Origin of the sequence: Crossiella sp. CA-258035, assembly GCF_030064675.1 — a bacterium.
In the GTDB taxonomy this organism is placed as follows: domain Bacteria; phylum Actinomycetota; class Actinomycetes; order Mycobacteriales; family Pseudonocardiaceae; genus Crossiella.
Map to the genome: position 1 here is coordinate 2,474,598 of NZ_CP116413.1, position 21,395 is coordinate 2,495,992.

Annotated in this window: 20 protein-coding genes; 16 read left to right on the plus strand and 4 right to left on the minus strand. The window is 71.4% G+C overall.

What is annotated here, in order from left to right:
- Positions 1-22: 22 nt before the first annotated feature.
- A complete protein-coding gene (locus tag N8J89_RS11485; RefSeq protein ID WP_283664320.1) occupies positions 23-340 on the minus strand; it encodes an ArsR/SmtB family transcription factor in 318 nt (105 codons plus the stop codon).
- 108 nt (positions 341-448) lie between these two features.
- On the opposite strand from N8J89_RS11485, the gene N8J89_RS11490 reads away from it, so the two are divergent.
- From N8J89_RS11490 to N8J89_RS11500, 3 genes are all read left to right on the plus strand, one after another.
- Positions 449-1,216 (plus strand): hypothetical protein, encoded by a 768-nt coding sequence (locus N8J89_RS11490; protein ID WP_283664321.1) that lies wholly within the window; start codon positions 449-451, stop codon positions 1,214-1,216.
- Between the two features lie 199 nt (positions 1,217-1,415).
- Positions 1,416-1,886, plus strand: a complete 471-nt coding sequence (locus N8J89_RS11495) for a hypothetical protein (RefSeq protein WP_283664322.1) — start codon at positions 1,416-1,418, stop codon at positions 1,884-1,886.
- Between the two features lie 159 nt (positions 1,887-2,045).
- A complete protein-coding gene (locus tag N8J89_RS11500) occupies positions 2,046-3,545 on the plus strand; it encodes an alpha/beta fold hydrolase (RefSeq protein WP_283664323.1) in 1,500 nt (499 codons plus the stop codon).
- Here the strand turns inward: N8J89_RS11500 and N8J89_RS11505 are convergent, their stop codons facing one another.
- Positions 3,546-4,124: an HdeD family acid-resistance protein gene (locus N8J89_RS11505; protein ID WP_283664324.1), complete on the minus strand. Its 579-nt coding sequence runs from the start codon at positions 4,122-4,124 to the stop codon at positions 3,546-3,548.
- A 289-nt stretch (positions 4,125-4,413) separates the two neighbouring features.
- Here N8J89_RS11505 and N8J89_RS11510 point away from each other — a divergent pair, with 289 nt between their 5' ends.
- From N8J89_RS11510 to N8J89_RS11540, 7 genes are read left to right on the plus strand one after another with little or no spacing between them, the layout of a single operon-like run.
- On the plus strand, positions 4,414-5,955 hold the full coding sequence (locus N8J89_RS11510) for a discoidin domain-containing protein (protein WP_349497468.1): 1,542 nt from the start codon (positions 4,414-4,416) through the stop codon (positions 5,953-5,955).
- A gap of 14 nt (positions 5,956-5,969) precedes the next feature.
- Positions 5,970-7,199, plus strand: a complete 1,230-nt coding sequence (locus tag N8J89_RS11515; RefSeq protein ID WP_283664326.1) for an MFS transporter — start codon at positions 5,970-5,972, stop codon at positions 7,197-7,199.
- Positions 7,196-8,200, plus strand: coding sequence for a TolB-like translocation protein (locus N8J89_RS11520; RefSeq protein ID WP_283664327.1), 1,005 nt, complete (start codon positions 7,196-7,198; stop codon positions 8,198-8,200). The genes N8J89_RS11515 and N8J89_RS11520 overlap by 4 nt, the downstream gene beginning before the upstream one ends.
- Before the next feature lie 25 nt (positions 8,201-8,225).
- The gene (locus N8J89_RS11525) at positions 8,226-9,083 is read left to right on the plus strand and encodes a metallophosphoesterase family protein (RefSeq protein ID WP_283664328.1); all 858 of its coding nucleotides are present in this window, start codon (positions 8,226-8,228) and stop codon (positions 9,081-9,083) included.
- Complete coding sequence (locus N8J89_RS11530; protein ID WP_283664329.1) at positions 9,080-9,724, plus strand: 4'-phosphopantetheinyl transferase family protein; 645 nt, start codon at positions 9,080-9,082, stop codon at positions 9,722-9,724. The genes N8J89_RS11525 and N8J89_RS11530 overlap by 4 nt, the downstream gene beginning before the upstream one ends.
- Before the next feature lie 57 nt (positions 9,725-9,781).
- Entirely contained in the window at positions 9,782-10,378 is a 597-nt protein-coding gene (locus tag N8J89_RS11535) for a type IV toxin-antitoxin system AbiEi family antitoxin domain-containing protein (RefSeq protein ID WP_283664330.1), read from the plus strand.
- Positions 10,335-10,988 (plus strand): nucleotidyl transferase AbiEii/AbiGii toxin family protein, encoded by a 654-nt coding sequence (locus N8J89_RS11540; RefSeq protein ID WP_283664331.1) that lies wholly within the window; start codon positions 10,335-10,337, stop codon positions 10,986-10,988. The genes N8J89_RS11535 and N8J89_RS11540 overlap by 44 nt, the downstream gene beginning before the upstream one ends.
- Before the next feature lie 40 nt (positions 10,989-11,028).
- On the opposite strand, the gene N8J89_RS11545 is transcribed toward N8J89_RS11540, so the two are convergent.
- Positions 11,029-11,403, minus strand: coding sequence for an FKBP-type peptidyl-prolyl cis-trans isomerase (locus N8J89_RS11545; RefSeq protein WP_283664332.1), 375 nt, complete (start codon positions 11,401-11,403; stop codon positions 11,029-11,031).
- A 124-nt stretch (positions 11,404-11,527) separates the two neighbouring features.
- Between N8J89_RS11545 and trxB the strand changes: the two genes are divergently transcribed.
- The 6 genes from trxB to N8J89_RS11575 all read left to right on the plus strand — a co-directional run bounded on the left by trxB (position 11,528) and on the right by N8J89_RS11575 (position 19,250).
- Positions 11,528-12,439: a thioredoxin-disulfide reductase gene (gene trxB, locus N8J89_RS11550; RefSeq protein ID WP_283664333.1), complete on the plus strand. Its 912-nt coding sequence runs from the start codon at positions 11,528-11,530 to the stop codon at positions 12,437-12,439.
- Between the two features lie 63 nt (positions 12,440-12,502).
- Entirely contained in the window at positions 12,503-13,378 is an 876-nt protein-coding gene (locus tag N8J89_RS11555; RefSeq protein WP_283664334.1) for a hypothetical protein, read from the plus strand.
- Positions 13,378-14,307: a hypothetical protein gene (locus N8J89_RS11560; RefSeq protein ID WP_283664335.1), complete on the plus strand. Its 930-nt coding sequence runs from the start codon at positions 13,378-13,380 to the stop codon at positions 14,305-14,307. The genes N8J89_RS11555 and N8J89_RS11560 overlap by 1 nt, the downstream gene beginning before the upstream one ends.
- A 93-nt stretch (positions 14,308-14,400) precedes the next feature.
- Entirely contained in the window at positions 14,401-15,003 is a 603-nt protein-coding gene (locus N8J89_RS11565) for a hypothetical protein (RefSeq protein ID WP_283664336.1), read from the plus strand.
- A gap of 80 nt (positions 15,004-15,083) precedes the next feature.
- On the plus strand, positions 15,084-18,278 hold the full coding sequence (locus N8J89_RS11570) for an amidohydrolase family protein (protein WP_283664337.1): 3,195 nt from the start codon (positions 15,084-15,086) through the stop codon (positions 18,276-18,278).
- A gap of 354 nt (positions 18,279-18,632) precedes the next feature.
- Positions 18,633-19,250 carry a vitamin K epoxide reductase family protein gene (locus N8J89_RS11575; protein ID WP_283664338.1) on the plus strand — a complete coding sequence of 206 codons (618 nt, stop codon included), beginning with the start codon at positions 18,633-18,635 and terminating at the stop codon, positions 19,248-19,250.
- A gap of 62 nt (positions 19,251-19,312) precedes the next feature.
- Here N8J89_RS11575 and N8J89_RS11580 read toward each other — a convergent pair whose 3' ends face one another.
- Positions 19,313-21,346, minus strand: coding sequence for an FG-GAP-like repeat-containing protein (locus N8J89_RS11580; protein WP_283664339.1), 2,034 nt, complete (start codon positions 21,344-21,346; stop codon positions 19,313-19,315).
- Positions 21,347-21,395: the final 49 nt, after the last annotated feature.

Consider the following 21,395-nt stretch of genomic DNA (forward strand, 5'->3'; position numbering starts at 1 on the left):
GTCGTGGACCCGCGAGCGGTGGTCAGTCCGCGGAACTGAGCACGGCGGCCACCAGACCGGGGAACCTGGTGTCCAGTTCGGCGATGCGCAACGTGTTCATCCGCTGCCTGCCCTCGTCGTACTGGCGGATGAGGCCGCCCTTGCGCAGGGCGCGGAAGTGGAAGCTCAGGGTCGACGCGGCGACCGGGAGCCCGAACGTGCCGCACGGGCGGTCGCCCTCGGCCTGGAGCAGCCGGATGATCGCGCGGCGGATGGGGTCGGCGAGGGCGTGCAGCACGTCGTCGACGGTGATCTCGTCGAGTTCGGGGTGTGAGACGCCGGTCCAGCGGCCGAGGGGCACGAGCCTGTCCTCCCTGCTTCTTCAGTCTTTTCGACACTTCACGAAGACTCTACCTTCCATCCGGTCTATTCGTTGGGTATCGAATAGACCGGATGGAAGGCTCCGCCCATGCGATCCCGTCAGGTGATCCTGTCCACCGTCGCCGTCATCGCTCTCGTCGCCGCACCCGGGCTGGCTTCGGCCGCGCCCGGCGGCGCACATCCGCATCCGACCCCCTTCGGCCCGCAGCGGCCGTCCGAGCCCGCCGTGACGGGCCCGGTCAACATCGACAAGGGGTCCGTGACCTACGCCAGGGACGGTGGTTCCCGGTTCGGGGTCACCGTCTCCTTCGCCGGTCTGCGCTCCACCAGCACCGGGGTGGAGCCGGCCGCGGCCCGGCAGTTCGTGTTCCTGTTCGACCGCTCGGTGCACTTCAGCCCCCACCTGTTCCCGACCTGTGATCGCTCGGTCATCGCGAAGCGGGGCCCGGCGGCCTGCCCACCGGGCTCCCAGGTCGGTTCCGGCCGGGCGGTGTTCCACCGCGGCGGCGAAAGCGAGGTGCTGGTCTTCAACACCGTCCTGGGCAAGGGCAGGCGCGGCGTCCTGATCCACATTCCGGTCACCGGCGCCATCCTGGAGAACACCCTGGAGCGGGTGGTTGGCGACTACCGGGAGTCCTATGGCTGGGGCCTGGACGAGATCCTGCCGGTGAGCGACATCCCGCCACAGGACCGGCCCAGCACCAAGGAGTTCTACGTGACGTTCGGCGCTGTCCACAATGGACAGAGCTTCGTGCGGAGCCTCGCGCGACCGGGTGCCAGGCTGTCGGTCGGGGTGTGGAGTGAGTACGTGACCGGCCAGACCACCCTCACCGAGGGCACGGCGGTGCGGCCGTGACGGACCGGGGACGCCGGACTCCCTGGCGTCCCCGGTTCGGGTCAGGCCAGCTCGCGCAGCAGCGCTCCGTGGCTTTCCACAGCTCCCGCTGGATCACTGCTGAGCGTCCGGGTGGCGGACACGCCAGCGGCTCGCCCCGCTGGACGTGATCGAGGCCGCGGTCTGACCGGCGCGCGGCCGTCCGTGCGAGTATTCGCGGATGGGGCGGATCCTGTGCATCGGACGAGGCGGCAACCTGGCGGCGGCGGAGTGGGCCGTCATCGGTCCCGCCGACCGCGCGACCCGGCAGCTGCTGCGTGACCGGGGCATCCGCGCGTTCCTGGAGCTCGGCCCGATCAGGGACCGCGCGGAGCTGGTCGAGCAGGTCGAGCGGATCACCGAGCTGGTGGCGGAGCTGTCGCCGGCGGGCATCGCGCTGCACCTGGCGCACACCGAGCTGGACGCGGAGGCCGCCGCCAACATCCAGTCCGCGGCCGAGGCGGTCGACCCGGCGGTGGAGATGCTGCTGATCTGCGCCCGGGAGCCCGACTTCGCGGCGCTGGACGAGTTCGCCGACCACTACGCCATTCCCGGCGCGGACGCCAAGATCCGGCACCGCACCCTGCGCACCGTGCTGACCTTCACCCCCGGCTCGGCCAAGCAGGTCGACGGCGTCTACGTGCCGCACTAGGTAGAGCCTGCCCCACCCCGGGAGGGCAGTGGTCTGGACCCCCGATGCGGGTGCTGTCCGGCTGGGTCAGCGCTACCGGAATTCCTAGCCTTGTGATCACTGGCCACCGAGTAGCGGCGGCCGGTGAACACGGGGAAGGCAGCCTTGACGATGAGACGCATGACCGCACTGCTGACCGCCGCGGCGGCCGGGGCCGGTTTGCTGGCCGGAGCCGGTCTGGCCGGGGCCGAGTCGGAGACCGCCGGACGTGGTGGCGTGGAGCGGTTCTACCAGCAGCGCCTGGACTGGAAGGCCTGTGGCGACCAGGATCTGGACGCCGCGGGCGCCCAGTGCGCCGAGGTCACCGTGCCGCTGGACTACCAGCAGCCCAAGGGGCGCACCATCACCGTGGCGATCTCCCGGCTCAAGGCCACCGGCCCGGGGCAGCGGCGGGGCATCATGCTGTCCAACCCCGGTGGGCCCGGCGGTCCCGGACTCGGGCTGCCGCTGAAGATGCGGCCGAAGATGAGCCCGGACGTGCTGGCCCGCTACGACCTGATCGGCATGGACCCGCGCGGCGTCGGCCGGTCCAACCCGGTGGACTGCGGCTGGCCGGTGGGCTTCATGCTGCGCTCCGCCGGGCTGGACCGGGCCGGCTTCGACCGCACCGTCGCGTTGCAGGCCGACCTGGCCCGGCGGTGCGCGCAGACCCAGGGCGACAGCCTGCGGCACATCACCACCAGGAACACCGCACGCGACATGGACGTCGTCCGCGGTGCCATGGGTGAGCGGAAGATCAGCTACTTCGGCTACTCCTACGGCACCTACCTCGGTTCGGTCTACACCCAGATGTTCCCGCGCCAGAGCGACCGGATCGTGCTGGACAGCGCGGTGGACTCCAAGCGCTACTCCCAGCAGATGGTGCGGGACATGGGCCCGGCCAACGAGCGGGCCCTCGACGACTGGGCGGCCTGGACCGCGGCCAGGGACGGCGAGTACCGGCTCGGCCGCACCGCGGCGCAGGTGCGCGGCGCGGTGGAGGAGCTGATCCGCCGGTCCGCGCGGCAGCACATCCCGATCGGGGAGTACCGGGTCGACGAGCACATGCTGCCGATGGTGCTGTTCGAGCAGGTGGGCGACACCCGGCTGAACACCGTGCTGGCCGAGACCGTGCGGGTGCTGGCCGACGCCGCCGACGGCAAGCAGGTCAACCCCAGCCCCGGGCTGCTGGCCAGCCTGCACGTGCTGAGCAGGCGGGACCCGAACGCGCAGCTCTCCGGGCAGGCCGCGATCATGTGCGGCGACGCGGCGGTGCGGCGTGACCCGGAGTGGTACTGGCGCAACATCCAGCGCAGCCGGGCGAGCCAGCCGGTCTTCGGCGCCTTCGCCAACGGCATCAACCCCTGCGCCTTCTGGGCCGCGCCCGCCGAAGCGCCGGTGATCGTGCGCAACTCGGTGCCCGCGCTGATCGTGCAGGCCACCGAGGACACCCGCACCGCCTACGACAGCGGGGTCGACCTGCACCGGGCCATGTCCGGCTCGCGGCTGATCACCCTGCCGGGGGTGCGCGCACACGGCTTGTTCTCCCGCTACCCCAACGGCTGCATGGAGAACGCGGTGAACACCTACCTGCGCGACGGCGTGCTGCCCAGCGGCGACCTCACCTGCCGCGGCGACTGATCAGCCGGACTCACCAGGGCGGGCCGCACGCGGTCCGCCCTGGCCGCGTTGGAACCGGATGCCCAGCGCCAGGAAGATCGCGCCGGAAACCATGGCGTACCAGGCCAGCAGCGTCCACAGCGAGACCTCCTGGGTGGGCACGTTCATCACCAGCACACCGGCCACAATGGACAGTGTGCCGCTGATCGCCAGACCGATCCGGGGGTAGAGCTCCTTGGCCCGCGCGGCGGCCAGCGCCTGCCCGATCCCGTTGACCACCGGCCAGCCCGAGGTGGTCACCACCAGGCCCAGCAGGCCGATGAACGGGTCGACCGCGAAGGCCAGCGCGGTGATGGCCACCCCGGCGAGCAGGAACAGCGCGGGCAGCGCGAACAGCGAGCGGTCCAGCGCGGGGGACTGCTTGCCGCGCAAGGCCAGCAGCAGTCCGAACACGCCCTCGGCGACCAGGTACGCCACCAGCACGCCGAACTGCACCACCCAGTCGGTGTCCGGCCAGGCGAAGGCGAGCACGGCGAACAGCAGCGCGATGGCGCCGCGGACGGTCAGCAGCCGGTGGTGGTCACGCAGGAGTTCCAGCACCTACCCATGATCGCAGCCGGGCGGACAGCGCCGGGCCGCTGCCGTTTGTTGTGGGTCGCAACGACCCTGGTCGTGGCCCGATCGGCGGGTTGCGCTACGCCTGGCAAGCGCTTACGGTGCTGATCACTCCGAATAGACAGGGAGGTTTCCTAACCTTTAATCCCCTCGTCGACGCCGGCCAGCCAACACCGCCGCCGCCGCCACGCGCCGGATTCGACACAGGCTCGTCGAGGAGAAACACACCGCCATGAGAATTCGTGTCCTTCCCGCACTGATAGCCACGGCTGTGGTGGTCACGCTGACCCAGTCGTTGCTCACCGCCAGCGCCGCAAACGATTCCCTGCTCTCGCTCAACAAACTGACCACCACCTCGTCGAACGAGGCCGCCGAGCTCGACGGCGGCAAGGCGGTCGACGGCGACACCACCACCCGCTGGGCCAGCGCCGAAGGCGCCGACCCGCAATGGATCGCGGTGGACCTGGGCGGTCCGGCCATCGTGAACCGGGTGAGCCTCACCTGGGAGACCGCCTTCGCCAGCGAGTACCAGGTGCAGGCATCCGCCGATGGCAGCACCTGGACCACGATCCGCTCGGTCACCGGGTCCGACGGTGGCGTGGACGAGCTGACCTCGTTGAACACCAACACCAGGCACATCAGGGTGCACGGCACCCGCAGGGCCACCACCTACGGCTACTCGCTGTTCGAGCTGTCGGTCTACGGGAGCCGCACCGGCTCCGGCGACATCCAGCCGCCCACCGCGCCCACCGGGCTGGCCTCGCCCTCCTCCACCGCGGACAGCATCACGCTGTCCTGGAACCCGTCCTCGGACAACGTCGGGGTCACCGGTTACGAGATCCTGCGTGAGGGCAACCTGGTCGGCTCCTCGGCCACGACCTCCTTCACCGACACCGGGCTGGCCTCCGGCGCCACCTTCAACTACGCGGTCAGGGCCAGGGACGCGGCGGGCAACATCTCCGCCGAGAGCGCCCCGTTCGCCGCCCGCACCCAGCCCGGCACGCCGGGCGGGCAGGTGGTGGTCGCGGTCGGTGACATCGTGCCGGTCTGCTCCGGATCCTCCTGCGCCAGCACCAAGACCGCGGCGCTGGTGGACAAGATCAAGCCCTCGATGATCATCACCGCCGGCGACAACCAGTACAACAGCGGCACGATCGAGGAGTTCCGCAAGTACTACGAGCCGACCTGGGGCCGGTTCAAGAACATCACCAAGCCCAGCCCCGGCAACCACGAGTACGACGACCCGGCGGGCAAGGGCAAGGGGTACCGGCAGTACTTCGGCGCCGCGGCCTCACCCCTGGGCGGCGGGAAGATGTACTACAGCCACGACTTCGGCGACTTCCACTTCGTCGCGCTGGACTCGATGGCGCAGAAGGCCAATGACCGGGCTCAGCTCGAGTGGCTGCGCAACGACCTGGCCAAGAACCAGAAGCGCTGTGTCGTGGCCTACTGGCACCACGCCAGGTTCAACTCCGGCCACTACGGCGACAACCCGACCATGGCCCCGCTGTGGGACGAACTGGTCAAGGCCAAGGCGGACCTGGTGCTCTCCGGTCACGACCACCACTACGAGCGGCTGAAGCCGTTGAACTCCAGCGGCAAGGTGGACGAGGCCAACGGTGTGCGTTCGGCGATCATCGGCATCGGCGGTGACTCGATCTACACCAACCCGCACGTTCCCAGGGCCGGCATGGAGGTCTACATCAAGAAGCACGGCGTCATGAAGCTCATCCTCAACGGCGCCAGCTACTCCTGGGAAATCGTCGGCACCGACAACAAGCTGCTGGACAAGGCCGGCCCGTTCACCTGTCGCTGAGGGGGTAGCACCCGATGTATCTCGCCACCACCCGGGCCGCCGGCACCCCACACCGCGAACGTGGCGGTGCTCGGCGGGCGGTAGCCGGAAACGTCCTCGCACTGGGCGTGGTCAGCCTGGTCACCGACATCTCCAGTGAGATGGTGACCGCTGTCCTGCCGCTCTACCTGGTGCTGGGGCTGGGATTCAGCCCGTTGCAGTTCGGGTTGCTGGATGGGCTGTACTCCGCGGCCACCGCGATCGTGCGGGTCCTCGGGGGGCACCTCGCGGACCGGTGGCAACGCCGGAAACTGGTGGCGGGGCTTGGCTACGGCGCTTCCGCCGTGGCCAAGCTCGGGCTCATCGCGGCCGGTGGTTCCGCCGCCGCGATGGGCCTGGTGCTGGCCGTCGACCGAACCGGGAAGGGCCTGCGCACCGCGCCGAGGGACGCGCTGATCTCGTTGTCCACCCCGGCGGATGAGCAGGGCAGGGCTTTCGGGGTGCACCGCGCGATGGACACCGTCGGCGCGTTCCTCGGCCCGCTGGCCGCCTTCCTGCTGCTGGGTGTCGTGGCCGGTGGCTACGACACCGTGTTCTTCGTCAGCTTCTGCTTCGCCACCCTGGGCGTGCTGCTGTTCGGGCTGTTCGTCCAGGACAAGCGCGGACCGGCCACCACCGAACGGATCCCGCTGCGCGCCTCCTTCGCCCTGTTGCGCGGCAAGGCCTTCCGCCGGATCGTGCTGTGGGCGACCCTGCTCGGCCTGGTGACCGTCGGCGACTCGTTCCTCTACCTGTTGCTGCAGAAGCGACTTGAGGTCGAGCCCGCCTACATCGCCATGCTGCCGCTGGGCACCGCTGGCGTGTACCTGTTGCTGGCCATGCCCTTGGGCAAGCTGGCCGACCGGATCGGGCGCTGGCAGATGTTCCTGGCCGGGCACGTGCTGTTGCTGGTGGCCTACCTGCTGGTGGCCGGGCTGGCCGACGGGATCCCGCTGCTCGTCGGCACCCTGCTCGCGCACGGCATGTTCTACGCCGCCACCGACGGCGTGCTGATGGCCGCGGTCGCCCCGCTGGTGCCTGAGGACCAGCGCACCAGCGGGATGGCCGTGCTGCAGACCGCGCAGGCGGTGGCCAAGCTGCTCTCCGCGGTGGCCTTCGGCGCCGCGTGGACCTGGTGGGGCCTCTACCCCGCGGTGTTCGCCGCCTGCGGCGGGCTCGCGCTGGTGGTGGCGGCGGCGGTGTTCCGGTTGAGGGAGGCGCGATGAGCACCAAGCTGCGCATGCTGCTCGCGGTGCTGGCCGCGGTCCTGCTCGGTTCGGCCGCGGTGGTCTACACCCTGTACGCCAGGGCCACCGCGCCGGACCAGCAGCCCGCGATCGACCTGGCCATCGACCCGGCGCCGGTGCGGCTGGACGAGCCCGGCAGGCTGGTCTTCCGCAACACCGCGCCCGGCCCGCACTTCGGCGTGGTCGCCTCGGTGCCGCGGACCGATCCCGGCGGGCCGCGCCGGGTCAGCCAACTGCGCTGCGACCGGTTCTCCACCGGCGGCGACCGGGGCCTGTGCGTGGCCGCGGAGGCCGGGCCCGCGCCGAAGGCGGCGGTGGTCCTGCTGGACGCCCAGCTGAACGAGCTGAAGCGGTTCCAGATCGTGGGCACGGTCAGCCGCGCCCGGCTGTCCGCGGACGGCAAGATCGCCGCCTGGACCACCTTCGTCACCGGCGATGCCTACAACGCGACCAGCTTCTCCACCCGCACCGGCATCTACCACCACGAGCTGGACCGGCTGCAGACCAACATCGAGGAGATCCCGCTGCGACTGGGCGGTCAGCTCCACACCGCCGAGGACGTCAACTTCTGGGGCGTCAGCTTCACCCCGGACAGCGAGACCTTCTACGCCACGGTCTCCACCGGCGGCCGCACCCACCTGGTCCGCGGGGCCTACCAGGACTGGCAGGCCGAGACGCTGCGGGAGAACGTGGAATGCCCCTCGCTGTCCCCGGACGGCAAGCGGATCGCATTCAAGAAACGCATCTCCTCCGACGGCGCCCGGCCCTGGCGGATCCACGTGCTGGACCTGGCCACCATGGCCGAGACGGCGATCGCGGAACCGGCCGGGATCGACGACCAGGTGGCCTGGCTGGATGAGAAGACGCTGGTCTACGGCCTGCCGGGGGAGGAGGTGTGGACCGCGGCAGCCGACGGCTCGGGCAGCAGCAAGATGCTGATCAAGTGGGCGTCCTCTCCTTCCGCCACCAAGACCCACTGAGCAACGCCAGGTATCGTCGGCGGTCGTGTCGAGTCCGCGCTTGCTGGCCACCAGCGATCTGCACTGTGACCGCGCCGCCAACCGCGAGGTGGTGGCCGGTCTCCGCTCCGAGTCCGATCAGGACTGGCTGATCGTGGCCGGGGACGTGAGCGACACGATCGCCGACGTCGACTGGGCGCTGCGCACGCTGCGGGACCGCTTCGCCAAGGTGATCTGGGTGCCCGGCAACCACGAGCTGTGGACCGTGCCCAAGGACGAGGTGCAGCTGCGCGGCGAGGCCAGGTACCGGCACCTGGTCGAGCTGTGCCGCGGCCTGGGCGTGGTCACCCCGGAGGACGAGTTCCCGGTGTGGCACGGCGAGGCGGAGGACCTGGTCATCGCGCCGCTGTTCGTGCTCTACGACTACTCCATCGGCCGCAGGGTGGACGAGACCAAGGACCAGGCGCTGGCCCGCGCGCGCGAGGCCGGGGTGGTCGGCACCGACGAGGTGCTGCTGCACCACGACCCCTACCCCAGCCGGGACGCCTGGTGCCACGCCAGGGTCCGCTACTCCCGCCAGCGGCTGGACGCCATCCCGGCCGACCGGCGGACCGTGCTGGTCAACCACTTCCCGCTGCACCCCGGCCCGACCAAGCGGTTGCACTACCAGGACTTCGCGCTGTGGTGCGGCACCACGCTGACCGAGGACTGGCACCTGCGCTACCGGGCCGCGGTGGTGGTCTCCGGCCACCTGCACATCCCGCTCACCGACAAGTTCGACGGGGTCCGGTTCGAGGAGGTCTCCCTCGGCTACCCGCGCGAGTGGCAGCCGCGCAAGCGCCGCCGCCCGGTGCTGCGCGACGTGCTGGTGGACTCCGACCCGCAGTACCCGCTGCCGGCATGATCGAGGAACTGCTCCCCGACGGCGTGCACGCGGCTGAGGTGGTCGGCGATGACCCCACCGCCTACCTGCTGCCCGAGGAACACGCCGCGGTCGAACGCGCGGTGGAACGCCGCCGCAAGCAGTACACCCAAGCCCGCACCTGCGCCCGCCGCGCCCTGTCCGCCCTGGGCCTGCCGGAACAACCCATCCTGCGCGGCCCCAAGCGGGAACCGTTGTGGCCCAACGGAATCGTCGGCAGCATCACGCACTGCGAGGGCTACTGCGCGGCCGCGGTGGCCGACCGCGCCGGCATCCGGTCGGTGGGCATCGACGCGGAGGTCCACGACGTGCTGCCGCCGGGCGTGCAGCGGATGGTGGCGGTGCCCGCGGAGCAGGAGTGGCTGGCGGGGGCGGGGGACGGGCTGCACTGGGACCGGGTGCTGTTCAGCGCGAAGGAGAGCGTGTACAAGGCCTGGTTCCCGATCACCGGGACGTGGCTGGGGTTCCAGGACGCGGAGCTGACCTTCGACCGGGAGGGCGGGTTCCGGGCCCGGATCCTGATCGAGCCGCCGGTGGTGGACGGGTACCGGGTGGACGGGTTCGCGGGGCGGTACCTGGTGCGGGACGGGCTGGTGCTGACCTCGGTGGTGGTGCCCGGGTAGGGACACGAACGGAGGAAATCGTACACACGAGGGGTACTTATGTGTACGATTTCCTCCGTGGAGGTCGGGACCGAGGAGGAGCGCGCACTGCTCCCATCGCCGTTCACCTATAACGACGCCCGGGGCCAGGGGATGTCGGACCGACGCCTGTACGCACTGCGCGACTCGGGAGCGATCGAGCCGATAGGTTGGGGCCTGTTCCACTGGGCGCATGACGGGCAGCTCACGGATCCCGACCTACTGGAGATCGCCGTGCGAGCGCCCGAGGCGACACTGTGCCTATCGAGCGCGCTGGCGAGGCACGGCCTGACCGACCAGATCCCGGCCACGATCGATGTCGCTCTGCCCCGCGGCCACACCCGCCCCAAGGTCCGGGCACCGGTCTCCTGGCACCTGTTCGCGCCGGAGACCTTCGCGGTCGGCAGGGAGCGACTGGCGCTGGACCAGCGGCACCACATCGGCATCTACAACGCGGAACGGTGCCTTGTCGACGCCTTCCGGCTGCGCAGGTGGGAAGGACCCGAGTTAGGCAACGAGGCGCTCCGGCGATGGCTCCGGCGGCCAGACACTCAGCCTTCGTCGTTGCTGAGCATGGCCAGGGAGTTTCCCCTTGCTGAGAAACCCTTGCGACAAGCACTCGAGGTTCTTCTGTGACTCCGGTTCGCCCCACGCGATCCACCTGGAGTTCGACGTCGACTCGGCCACGGCGGAGACCATCCGGGATGAGGACGACTACAGCGGGGTCCGGGTCACGATGACTGGACGTCTGGCCGCCGCACGGCTGAGTCTGCACGTTGATGTCAACGTGGGCGATCCGGTCTGGCCCGAACCGCAGACCGTCCTGTTGCCCCGCCTGCTGGCCGATCCTTTGCCCATCATGGGATATCCGCTGGCGATGGTGCACGCGGAGAAGATCACCACGGCGGTGCAGCGGGGTACCGCGAACACCCGGTGGCGCGACTTCGCCGACGTCTACCTGCTGAGCCGGCGGCACGACGTCTCCGGCAACGAACTGCGCACCGCGTTCACCACGGTGGCCGCCCACCGCAAGGTGGATCTCGTGGCGCTCGGCGAGGTGCTGGACGGCTTCGCCGAGCTCGCGCAGTCCCGCTGGCTGGCCTGGCGACGCAAACAGCGCCTGGCCGAGCACGTGCCCGCCAGCTTCGCCGAGGTGCTCGCCTGGGTGACCGCCTTCGCCGACCCCTGCCTGGCCGACCAGACCGGCGGCAAGAACTGGCTGGCCGCCGACGGGCACTGGCGGTGAAGCCGGTCGGCACTCACCGACCGGCCGTCCGCGACCCGGGTCAGCTCACCGCGACCAGGTCCACCACGAAGATCAGCGTCTCGCCCGGCTTGATCGCCGCGCCCGCGCCCCGGTTGCCGTAACCCAGGTGTGGCGGGATCACCAGCTGGCGGCGGCCGCCGACCTTCATGCCCCTGACGCCCATGTCCCAGCCCTTGATGACCCGGCCGGCGCCCAGAGGGAAGGAGAAGGTGTCGCCGCGGTCCCAGCTGGCGTCGAACTGCTGGCCGGTGCTGTGTGACACGCCCACGTAGTGCACGGTCACCTCCTGGCCTGCGGTGGCCTCCGGGCCGTCACCGATCTCGATGTCGGTGATGTCCAGGTAGTCCGGCGACGGGCCGTCGGGCACGGTGACGGTGGGCTTGGTCTTGCCCATGGGGTGTCCTCCTCGAATGGCTTCCAGCGTGCCGACCCTAACTGAACGGCTCTGAACGGCTGTGAATCCCACCAGCCGGTCGGCCGGGGCGCGGTGGCCGCCGCGCGCCGGAGCATCTGGGGGTATGGCAGATCTGATCATCGTCGGTTCCGGGCCGGCCGGGTACACCGCCGCCGTGTACGCCGCGCGGGCGCAGCTCCAGCCCCTGGTGTTCGAGGGCGTCAGCTACGGCGGGGCGCTGATGACCACGACCGAGGTGGAGAACTACCCGGGGTTCAAGGACGGCATCCTCGGGCCCGACCTGATGGAGCAGATGCGCGCGCAGGCCGAGCGGTTCGGCGCGGAGCTGCGGGCCGAGGACGTCGAGTCCGTCGACCTGACCGGGCCGGTCAAAACGGTCACCGCGAACGGGCGGACCTACCAGGCCAGGGCCGTGGTGCTGGCCATGGGGGCGGCCGCCCGCTACCTCGATGTGCCCGGTGAGCAGCGGCTGCTCGGGCGCGGGGTGTCCTCGTGCGCGACCTGCGACGGGTTCTTCTTCCGGGACCAGGACATCGCGGTGGTCGGCGGCGGTGACTCGGCGATGGAGGAGGCCACCTTCCTGACCCGCTTCGCCCGGTCGGTGACGATCATCCACCGGCGGCAGGAGTTCCGGGCTTCCAAGATCATGCTGGAGCGGGCGCGGGCCAACGAGAAGATCCGCTGGCAGCTGGACACGCGGGTGCTGGAGGTGCTGGGGGAGACCTCGGTGACCGGGGTGCGGGTCCAGGACGCGGGCACCGGCGAGGAGTCGGTCATGCCGCTGACCGGCTTCTTCGTCGCCATCGGGCACGAGCCGAGGTCGGCGCTGGTGCGCGGGCAGGTCGAGGTGGACGTGGACGGGTACGTGCGGGTGAGCGGTCCGGGCACCGCGACCAACCTGGACGGCGTGTTCGCCGCGGGCGACCTGGTCGACCACACCTACCGGCAGGCGATCACCGCGGCCGGGTCCGGTTGCGCGGCTGCGATGGACGCTGAACGGTGGCTGGCACGCTGATTTTCACTTAGCCCCTGGTCAGCCTTGCTTCGAAGCCGTTGATGTTGGATTCTCGTCGGCACCATGACCGCCACCTTCCACGAGACGCTGCACCTGGCGATCGAGCACAGCGGCCTGAGCCTGGAGAACATCCAGCGCAGGCTGATGGACCGGAAGATCACGGTCAGCCTGGCCAGCCTGAGCTACTGGCGCCGCGGCCGCACCCGGCCGGAACGTCGCACGTCACTGGCCGCGGTGGCGGCGCTGGAGGACATCCTCGCCCTGCCCGACGGGTCGCTGCGCAGGCTGCTCGGCAAGGCGCCGCACCCGTTGGGGCAGGAGTGGGCGATGCGGTCCAGCTCCTTCGAGGAGCGGCTGGAGTGGAAGCTGGCCACCGCGGAGCTGCGCGCGGAGACCAACAACGCGCTGGCCGCGGTCAGCGTGGAGGCCGACCTGCACCTGGGCCCGGACCGCCAGCAGGTGCGCATGGTCAACCGCCGCCTGCTGATGTCGCTGGCCGACGGCATCGACCGCTACGTCACCCGCTACGCCGCCGAGCCCGGTGAGGAGCTGCCGGTGCTCGGCGAGGTCATCGGCGCCACCACCGGCGAACAGCTGCGCGACCTGGACCGGCAGGTCAACAGCGCCGAGCTGCGCTTCGACCGGCCGCTGCCCGCCGGGGAGACCCTGCACCTGCAATGGACCTGGGAGTTCCCGCTGGGCGTCGGCACCAGCAACGTCAGCCGCACCGTGCTCAGCGCGGGCGCCCGCACCATGGGCTACCGGCTGTTCTTCCACCCCGACGCGATCCCGCCGCGCTGCCACCGCACCTGGCGGCCCAGCCTGGCGGTGCCGGAGGAGCGGGTGGCCGAGCTGCGGATCGGGGCCCGTGGCAGCACGCACTACCTGCTCACCGACGCGGGCGCGGGCTGGCACGGCGCGGTCTGGGACTGGGTGTGATGGGCACGCCGCCGCCGGATGCCGCCCTGCACCAGGCGCTGTCCACCGGACCGTTCCACCTGGCCTTCCGGCTGGCCATCCGGCGCAGCGGACTGGGCATCGAGGGCGTCAGCCGCCGCCTGCACGCCTTGGGCCTGCCGGTGAGCACCTCCAGCCTGAGCTACTGGCAGCGCGGCAACCGGCGGCCGGAACGGGAGGAGTCGCTCAACGCGGTGCGCGCGGTGGAGGAGCTGGCCGGGCTGCCCGCCGACTCGCTGGTCGCCCTGCTCGGCCCGCGCCGGCCGCGCGGGCGCTGGCTGGACCGGATGCACGGCAGGCCGCTGGTCGAGCAGAGCCTGGAGCTGACCTCGCCGGTCCGGCTGCCCGACCTGGACACCGGGCGGGCCAACGCGCAGCTGCGCCAGCTCAAGCACGACTGGCTGTGCCTGGTGGACGCCAGCCGCTGCGAGGTCGAGCAGCGGGTCCGGCAGGTCTTCGTGGCGCTGGAGGACGGGGTGGACCGGTTCCTCGCCTTCCAGGCCGTGCCGCCCGGCGGCGGCCGCCCTGTCTACCGGCCGGTCAGCGACTGCCGGATCGGCAGGCAGACCCACGACCCTGACTCGGGGCTGTTCGCGGTGGAGATCGTCTTCGACCACGTGCTGCGCGCCGGGGAGACCTACGCGATCGAGACCGTGCAGCTGCCCCCGCCCGGCCAGCGGGACGGCTTCCTCCAGTACGGCTGCCGGGCCGAGGTCCGCGAACTGCTGCTGCGGGTGCGCTTCGACCCGGCAGAACTGCCGGTGCGCTGCCACCGCTACCGGACCAGGCTCGGCGGCCGGACCAGGGACCTGCTCGCCGACGTGCCACCAGGTCCCAGCGGCAGCGCGCACCACGCCGTGCTCGATGCTGAGCCCGGTATATACGGTTTGGCCTGGGAGTGGGACGGGTGAATCCGTTCGAAGCAACCTTTTCCGCCGCTGCGGCGACCTAAACTGCGACGGTCCCGCCGCCTACGTGGGCCGCTCGTGATCGGAGCCGCCGCAGTGATCTCGTTCCCCCCACCGTCCACAGTGGACGCCACGCCGTTCCCGTTCGCCGCCGAGGATCCGGACCGCCTCGGCATGGTGAGCGTGGACGTCGACGTCACCGTCGGCGTGCACCGGGAGTGGCGGGAGGTCGCGCACCACCGGTTCGTGCTGGCCAAGGCGGACGGGGTGGGCAGCTACGTCACCGGGCACCGCGGCCCGGCGGGCGAGCGGCACCAGCCGGAGTTCGAGGCGCTGCTGGGCGGCGAGCTGGGCCGCCAGCACCGCGACCACCGCGCCACCTACGCGGAACTGGTGCTGGACCAGCCGTTGCGCCGGGGCGAGGCACAGGTGCTGGAGTGGCGCTGGCTGTTCACCGGCTGCCACCGCACCGCGCACCGCTACCGCGGCCACCTGCGCGCGGGCGTGCACTCCCTCGGCACCAGGCTGACCTTCCACCCGGACGCGCTGCCCGTGCGGGTGCGGCACACCTGGCAGCCCGACCCGGCCAGCTGCCCGGAGACCGTCCGCACGGTGGCGGTCGACCGCACCGGGCTGGTCGAGCTGCTGGTGCCCGAACCCCGGCCGGGCTGGCACAGTTTTCACTGGGATTGGGAATAAATCCGACAAACCCCGGAAATGCACTATTCGCTGAACGAAAACGCACTTGTCGGGGCTGATCGGCTGAGTAGCCTCGACGCGTGGAGATTTCGGACAGCAACGATTCGATTTTGTCCCGACGCCGGTTCCTGCAGGCGGCCGCATTCACCGCGGCCGCGGCGGGCACCGCCGGAGTCCTCGGTTCCGCACCGGGGGCACTCGCCGCGCCCGCCGCCGAAGAGGCTGGTCGGACAGCGCTTTCCTTCACCGCGGCGACCAACGGCGCGGCCACCCTGAGCCCGGCCGACGGCAGCCTGGTCGCCGAGGTGCAGAACGTGCTGTGGGCCATTCCCCGCGGCGGCGGCAAAGCCAAGGCGCTCACCCCGGCCGACCTCGAACCCAACCGGCCGGTGTTCAGCCCGGACGGCAAGCAGCTCGTCGTCTGCGCCTATCGCGGCGGCGGTTTCCACCTGTGGCTGCTGCGCGCGGACGGCTCCGGCCTGCGCCAGCTCACCGACGGCCCGTGGGACGACCGCGGCCCGGCCTGGTCCCCGGACGGCACGAAGATCGTCTTCGCCTCCGAGCGGGAGGGGCACACCGTCGAGGGCAGCCCGTACCGGATCTGGGTGCTGGACGTGCGCACCGGCGAGCTGACCCGGATCACCGGCAAGCCCGGCCAGGACGGTCCGTTGCAGGACAAGGCGTGGGAGGACTTCGACCCGACCTTCTCCGCCGACGGCAGCCGGATCCTGTTCGTGCGCGGCTCCTTCACCGGCACCGCGCTGGACTCCCGCACTGTGGCCGCGGTCCGCGCCGACGGCAGCGGCCCGGTCACCGTCGCGCACACCGACACCAGCGGCGCCCAGGTGCTGGCCCCCGCGCTGTCCCCGGACGGCCGCCTGGCCTACCTGCGCACCACCCCGGCGCCCGCCGCGGGCTGCACCCTGGTGGTGGCCGGTCAGCCGGTGCCGGTGGACGGCGACGTGGAGCCGGTGCCGCCGCGCTGGGTGGCTGCGGACCAGCTGCTGCTCACCGTCAGCGGCAAGTTCACCCTGCTGCGCCCCACCGCGCCCGCGAACGCCGAGCCCATCGCCTTCACCGCGACGCTGCCGGTGGACCGGCCGCGCTACCGCGGCAAGCGCTACGACCTCACCGGCGGCGGGGTGCGCGACGTGCGCTCGCCGCACCTGCCCGCGCTGTCCCCGGACGGTCGCCAGATCGTCTTCGCCGCGCTCAACTCGCTGTGGACCGTGCCCAGCTCCGGCGGCAGCCCGCGCAAGGTGGTCACCGCCGAGCCGACCCGGTTCCTGCTCGCGCCGACCTGGACCGCCGATGGCAAGGGCATCGTCTACAGCGACGACCGCGACGGCCTCTACACCGCCCGCCGCCGCGACCTGGCCACCGGCGCGGAGACCGTGCTGGCCACCGGCGGCCGGGTGCACCCCGCGCTGTCCCCGGACGGCAAGTGGCTGGCCGCGCTGGACATGTCCGGCAACCTGGTGCTGCGCGACCTGGCCGCGGGTACGGAGAAGGTGCTGGCCGCCCCGCTCGGCGGCGGTGGCATCCCGGGACGGCCGAGCTGGTCGCCGGACGGGAAGTTCCTCGCCTTCTGCGACCGCAACCGGCTCAACGGCCGCTTCCGCGAGGGCTACAACCTGATCAGGGTGATCGAGGTCAGTTCCGGCAAGTCCCGGCTGCACCCGGTCGCGCCGAACACCTCGATCGCCGACCGCTACGACTCCGGCCCGGTCTGGTCCCCGGACGGCAGGCACTTCGCGGTGATCATCGAATCCGCGCTGCACCTGGTGCCGATCGGCCGGGACGGCACCCCCTCCGGCCCGCCGCGCAAGCTCGCCGACGAGGCCGCCGACCACCCGTCCTTCGCCGGTGACGGCCGCACCGTGCTCTACCTCTCCGGCGGCCGCCTGCGGCTGATCGGGGTCGGCGGGGGCGCGCCGCGGACGGTCCGCGCGCCGCTGGACTACCGGCGGCCCCGGCCCGAGGACACCGTGGTGCACGCAGGCCGGTTCTGGGCAGGCGCCGGTGACGAGGTGCGCCAGGACGTGGACCTGGTGCTGCGCGGCGGCCGGATCGCCGCGGTCGAGCCGCACCGTCCCGGCCGGCCGGTCGGTAAGCGGATCGACGCCTCGAAGCAGACCGTGCTGCCCGGGCTGTGGGACGCGCACACCCACCCCTGGCAGTCCACCTACGGCGGCCGCCAGACCGCGTTGCAGCTGGCCTACGGCATCACCACCGCGGTCTCCTTCGGCGGCTTCGCCTACGAGCAGGCCCGGATCAGGGAGGCGGTCAACGCGGGCGCGCTGGCCGGACCGCGGCTGATCGCCACCGGCGAGCTGCTCGACGGCGCCAGGGTCGCCTACAGCATGGGCCGCGCGCACAGCACCCGCGAGGGCCTGCGCCGCTCGCTGGACCGGGCCGCCGCGCTGGACTGGGACTTCGTCAAGACCTACGTCCGCGCGCCCGGCTGGATCATGGCCGAGGCGGCCAGGTTCGCGCACGAGCGGCTCGGCGTGCGCAGCGGCGGCCACCTGTGCTCGCCTGGCGTGCAGCTCAACCAGGACCTGACCACCCACCTGCAGGCCACCCAGCGCCTGGAGTGGGGCCACGCGACCAGCGCTTCCGGCCGCGTCTACCAGGACCTGACCGAGATCTACACGAAGACGAACTTCCACCTCATCGCCACCCCGTTCACCGCGGCCCCGCTGATCGGCGCGGACGCCGCGCTGGCCGAGGACCCCAGGGTCGGCACCCTGATGCCGCCGTGGGACGCCGCCGCCGCGCGGGCCGCGGCCAAGGTGCCGCCCAGCCAGGCCCAGCTGAACACGCTGTCCACCGAGGTGGACGTGTACAAGCGGGTCCTCGACGGCGGCGGCCTGGTCGCCCTGGGCACCGACCAGCCACTGGTCGCGGTTGGCCTGCACCTGCACCTGGCGCTGCGGGCCCTGCACCGCAACGGGTTCACCCCGGCGCAGGCCCTGCGCACGGTGACCTCGCTGCCGGCGGAGGTCTTCGGGCAGTCCGAGGACCTGGGCACCCTCGAGGTCGGCAAGGTCGCCGATGTGACCATTGTGGACGGTGACCCGTTCACCGACTTCAGCTCCCTGGTCCGCACCACCTCGGTGCTGCGCGGCGGCATCCAGTTCACCGCCGCCGACCTGGTCGGCTCCTTCGCCAACCAGGCCGAGGCGCTCACCAAGTCCGCCCCCGACGACGCCCACTGGCTCGAAGTCGCCCACACCATGCGCCGCAACTCCTGCTGCGACCCCGAGTGCTAACCCCGCGTGTTGGCCGATCTCGTACGCAGTGTTGGCCGAAGTAGTACGGAGTCTTGGCCGATCCGGACCCGCGAGGCCCCGCCCCGCCGCCCGGGTCGGCCAACACACCGTCCGGCAACGGCCAACACAGCGTCCCGGATCGGCCAACACAGCGTCCCGCAACGGCCAAGACGGCGTCCACAACGGCCAACACGGTGGTGGGGCGGCTGGCCCCGGTGGGGTGAACTGATAACTGAATGGCCGGTCTTCACCTCGGCGTCACCTCAGCGGTGCTGGGATCGGACGGGGCGGTGCGTGGTCTCCGCGCACCGCCTACCGTGGAACAGGCCGGAACCGCAGTGGATCGGATGCGCTATGACGAGCAGGCAGGTCGTTGCCGAGGGTGACGCCGGGGTCGAGGACCGCAGGCTGGACCGGATCGTGGCCTGGGTGCTCTCGGTCGGCGGGCTGGTCGGGCTGGTGGCCGCGTTCGTGCTGACGGTGGAGAAGTTCGAGCTGATGCTCAACTCGAACTACATCCCCACCTGCACCTTCAACGCCGCGCTCAGCTGCGGCACGGTGATGCAGTCGCCGCAGGCCGCGGTGTTCGGCTTCCCCAACTCGCTGCTGGGCATCGGCGGGTTCGGCGTGGTCACCGCGATCGGGTTCGGGCTGCTGGCCGGGGCGACCTACCGCCGCTGGTTCTGGCTGGGTCTGCAAGCGGGGGCGACGCTGGCGGTGGTGTTCGTGCACTGGCTGGTGGTGCAGAGCCTGTACGACATCCGGGTGCTCTGCCCCTACTGCATGGTCGTCTGGGCGGTGACCATCCCGGTCTTCGTCTACACCACGCTGCACAACCTGGAACGCGGCCACTTCGGCGGGCGCGGCGGCGGCCGGGCCGTGGTCGGCTACCACGGCATCCTGACCGCCACCTGGCTCGCGGTGCTCGCCGCGCTGGTCTTCACCGCCTTCGGTGCCAGCCTGTTCGCCTGACCCCGCACAGCGAAACGCCCGGACCGGCCTGAGCCGATCCGGGCGTTGTCCGTTCCGCTACCTCACTGGATGAAGTGGGCCCGCTCCCAGTACCAGCCGCCGCGGGAGTCCCAGCCGTCCGCGCCGCGGTCGGTGCCGCCGCCGGGCTGGCCGCGGAAGTTGAACAGCTTGATGTTGCCGCCGCCGTAGTGGTAGAAGCCGCCGAGGTCGGAGCGGCCGTCGCCGTTGAAGTCACCGGCCACCCACACGCTGGACGGCAGGTGCCAGTCGCCCGGCCTGGTCTCCCAGGTCATCGCGAACCGCCCGAGGCCGTTCGCGGTGCTCTTGGCCACGTACAGCGCGAGCCGGTCGTCGGGGTAGCCGTACAGGCCCGCGATGTCGGTGCGCCCGTCGCCGTCGAAGTCGCCCGCCAACAGCCGGGAACGACCCGGGTCCCACTGGTTGGGGCCGGTCCGCCACTGCTGCACGGGGGCGGTGTGCCCGTCCACGGTGCCGTTGGCGATGAACAGCGCGACGTCGTAGCCGCCGTAGTTGTACAGCGCGGCCATGTCGTCGCGGCCGTCGCCGTTGAAGTCACCGGCGACGAAGGTGCTGCTGGTGCGCTCCCAGTTGCCGTCGCCGGAGTTCCAGGTCTGCACCGGCGCGTCCACCCCGGTCGGGTTGCCCCGGAACAGCCAGAACGCGGTGCGGCCGTTCTCGTAGCCGTAGGCGGCGGTGACGTCGGTGCGGCCGTCGCCGTTGAAGTCCCCGGCCACGAACTGCGCCCGGTTCCAGTCCCACTGGCCCGCGGAGTCCCACAGCGCGGCGCCGTCCTTGAGCCCGGTCGGCGAGCCCCAGCGGACCCAGAACTTGATGTTGCCGCCGCCGTAGTTGTAGAAGGCGCCCCAGTCGGCGAAGCCGTCGCCGTTGAAGTCGCCGTTGAGGTACTTGGCGCTGGAGACGGTCCAGTTGTTCGGACCGGTGCGGTGCTTGGACACCGGCTCGGTGGGACCGGCGACCGTGCCGTCGAAGCTGAACGTGCCCGCGTCGCCGTTGCTGTAGTCGTAGATCGCGGAGATGTCGTCGCGGCCGTCGCCGTTGAAGTCGCTGATGGTGTGCGTCTTCACGGTGGCCGAGGCGACCGAGGAGACCGGGCCGTCACCGGCGGCGGTCACCGGGACCACCCGGTAGTGCCAGGTCTGCTTGGCCGGCAGCGCGGTGTGCGCGTACCTGCCGTCGCTGACCGTGCCCAGCAGGTTCGCCGGGACCAGCGGCACGTCCGCGGTCTGCGCGCCGTAGACGCGGTAGGCGGTGGCGTTGAGCGAGGGCGGGTTCAGCCAGCTGAGCTGGTTGCCGTGCTGCGCCAGCGGGGTCGCGGTCAGGCCGATGAGCTGGGCTTCCAGCCAGCCGTCCAGGTTGTCCACCCTGGACTCGGTGACGGTGCGCCTGGTCTCGGTCTCGCCCATGCAGCCGCCCTGCCAGGAGGCCGCGTGCAGGCCGATGACCTCGGCGCGGCTGCCGGTCTCGCGGAAGGCGGGGCCGCCGGAGTCGCCGCGGCAGACCGAGACCGAGCCCTCGCCGAGCACGCTGAGCGTGGTCGCGGCGGCCGACTCGACCTTGGCCGGGCCGGTGTGCAGCCGGTCGGGGGTCCACTCGGTGGCGGTGCGGCCGTATCCGGCCAGGCGCACGGTGTCCCCGGCGGCGGGCGCGGTCTTGGCCACGGTGGCCGGCACCACGCCGGCGACCGGGGTGGCCAGCCGGACCAGGCTCAGGTTGCGGTCGGCGCGGTGCACCAGGTTGACCGCGTCCACCACCTGGCCGGTGCTGCCGGAGAGCACGGCGCGGCCCACGGTGACCTTGGTCGGCTGGGCCGGCTTGCCGCCCTGGGCGTTCTCCGGGAAGCAGGACTTCACGGTCAGCACCCAGTTCGGGTCGATCAGCACGCCGCTGCAACTGCGGGTGCCAGGGCCGACGTCGATCTTGGCGACGAAGCCGTAGGAGCCCTCCGCCGCGGCGGTACCGCCGGCGAGGCCGTGCGCGGGCAGGCTGGTCAGCAGCGCCGCGGCGGTGGTGAAGGCGAGCAGGCCGACGGCCTTGCCCGCACGATGGCGAGTCACGGTGTTGGTTCCCCCAGTCACGGGAAATCGTTCAGATCCCAAGAAGTGC

What these genes read in the sequence shown, in the direction of transcription:
- N8J89_RS11490 (WP_283664321.1), top strand. Translation starts at nt 449, where the DNA reads ATGCGATCCCGTCAGGTGATCCTGTCCACCGTCGCCGTCATCGCTCTC.
- N8J89_RS11495 (WP_283664322.1), top strand. Translation starts at nt 1,416, where the DNA reads ATGGGGCGGATCCTGTGCATCGGACGAGGCGGCAACCTGGCGGCGGCG.
- N8J89_RS11500 (WP_283664323.1), top strand. Translation starts at nt 2,046, where the DNA reads ATGACCGCACTGCTGACCGCCGCGGCGGCCGGGGCCGGTTTGCTGGCC.
- N8J89_RS11515 (WP_283664326.1), top strand. Translation starts at nt 5,970, where the DNA reads ATGTATCTCGCCACCACCCGGGCCGCCGGCACCCCACACCGCGAACGT.
- N8J89_RS11520 (WP_283664327.1), top strand. Translation starts at nt 7,196, where the DNA reads ATGAGCACCAAGCTGCGCATGCTGCTCGCGGTGCTGGCCGCGGTCCTG.
- N8J89_RS11530 (WP_283664329.1), top strand. Translation starts at nt 9,080, where the DNA reads ATGATCGAGGAACTGCTCCCCGACGGCGTGCACGCGGCTGAGGTGGTC.
- N8J89_RS11545 (WP_283664332.1), bottom strand. Translation starts at nt 11,403, where the DNA reads ATGGGCAAGACCAAGCCCACCGTCACCGTGCCCGACGGCCCGTCGCCG.
- trxB (WP_283664333.1), top strand. Translation starts at nt 11,528, where the DNA reads ATGGCAGATCTGATCATCGTCGGTTCCGGGCCGGCCGGGTACACCGCC.
- N8J89_RS11555 (WP_283664334.1), top strand. Translation starts at nt 12,503, where the DNA reads ATGACCGCCACCTTCCACGAGACGCTGCACCTGGCGATCGAGCACAGC.
- N8J89_RS11560 (WP_283664335.1), top strand. Translation starts at nt 13,378, where the DNA reads ATGGGCACGCCGCCGCCGGATGCCGCCCTGCACCAGGCGCTGTCCACC.
- N8J89_RS11575 (WP_283664338.1), top strand. Translation starts at nt 18,633, where the DNA reads ATGACGAGCAGGCAGGTCGTTGCCGAGGGTGACGCCGGGGTCGAGGAC.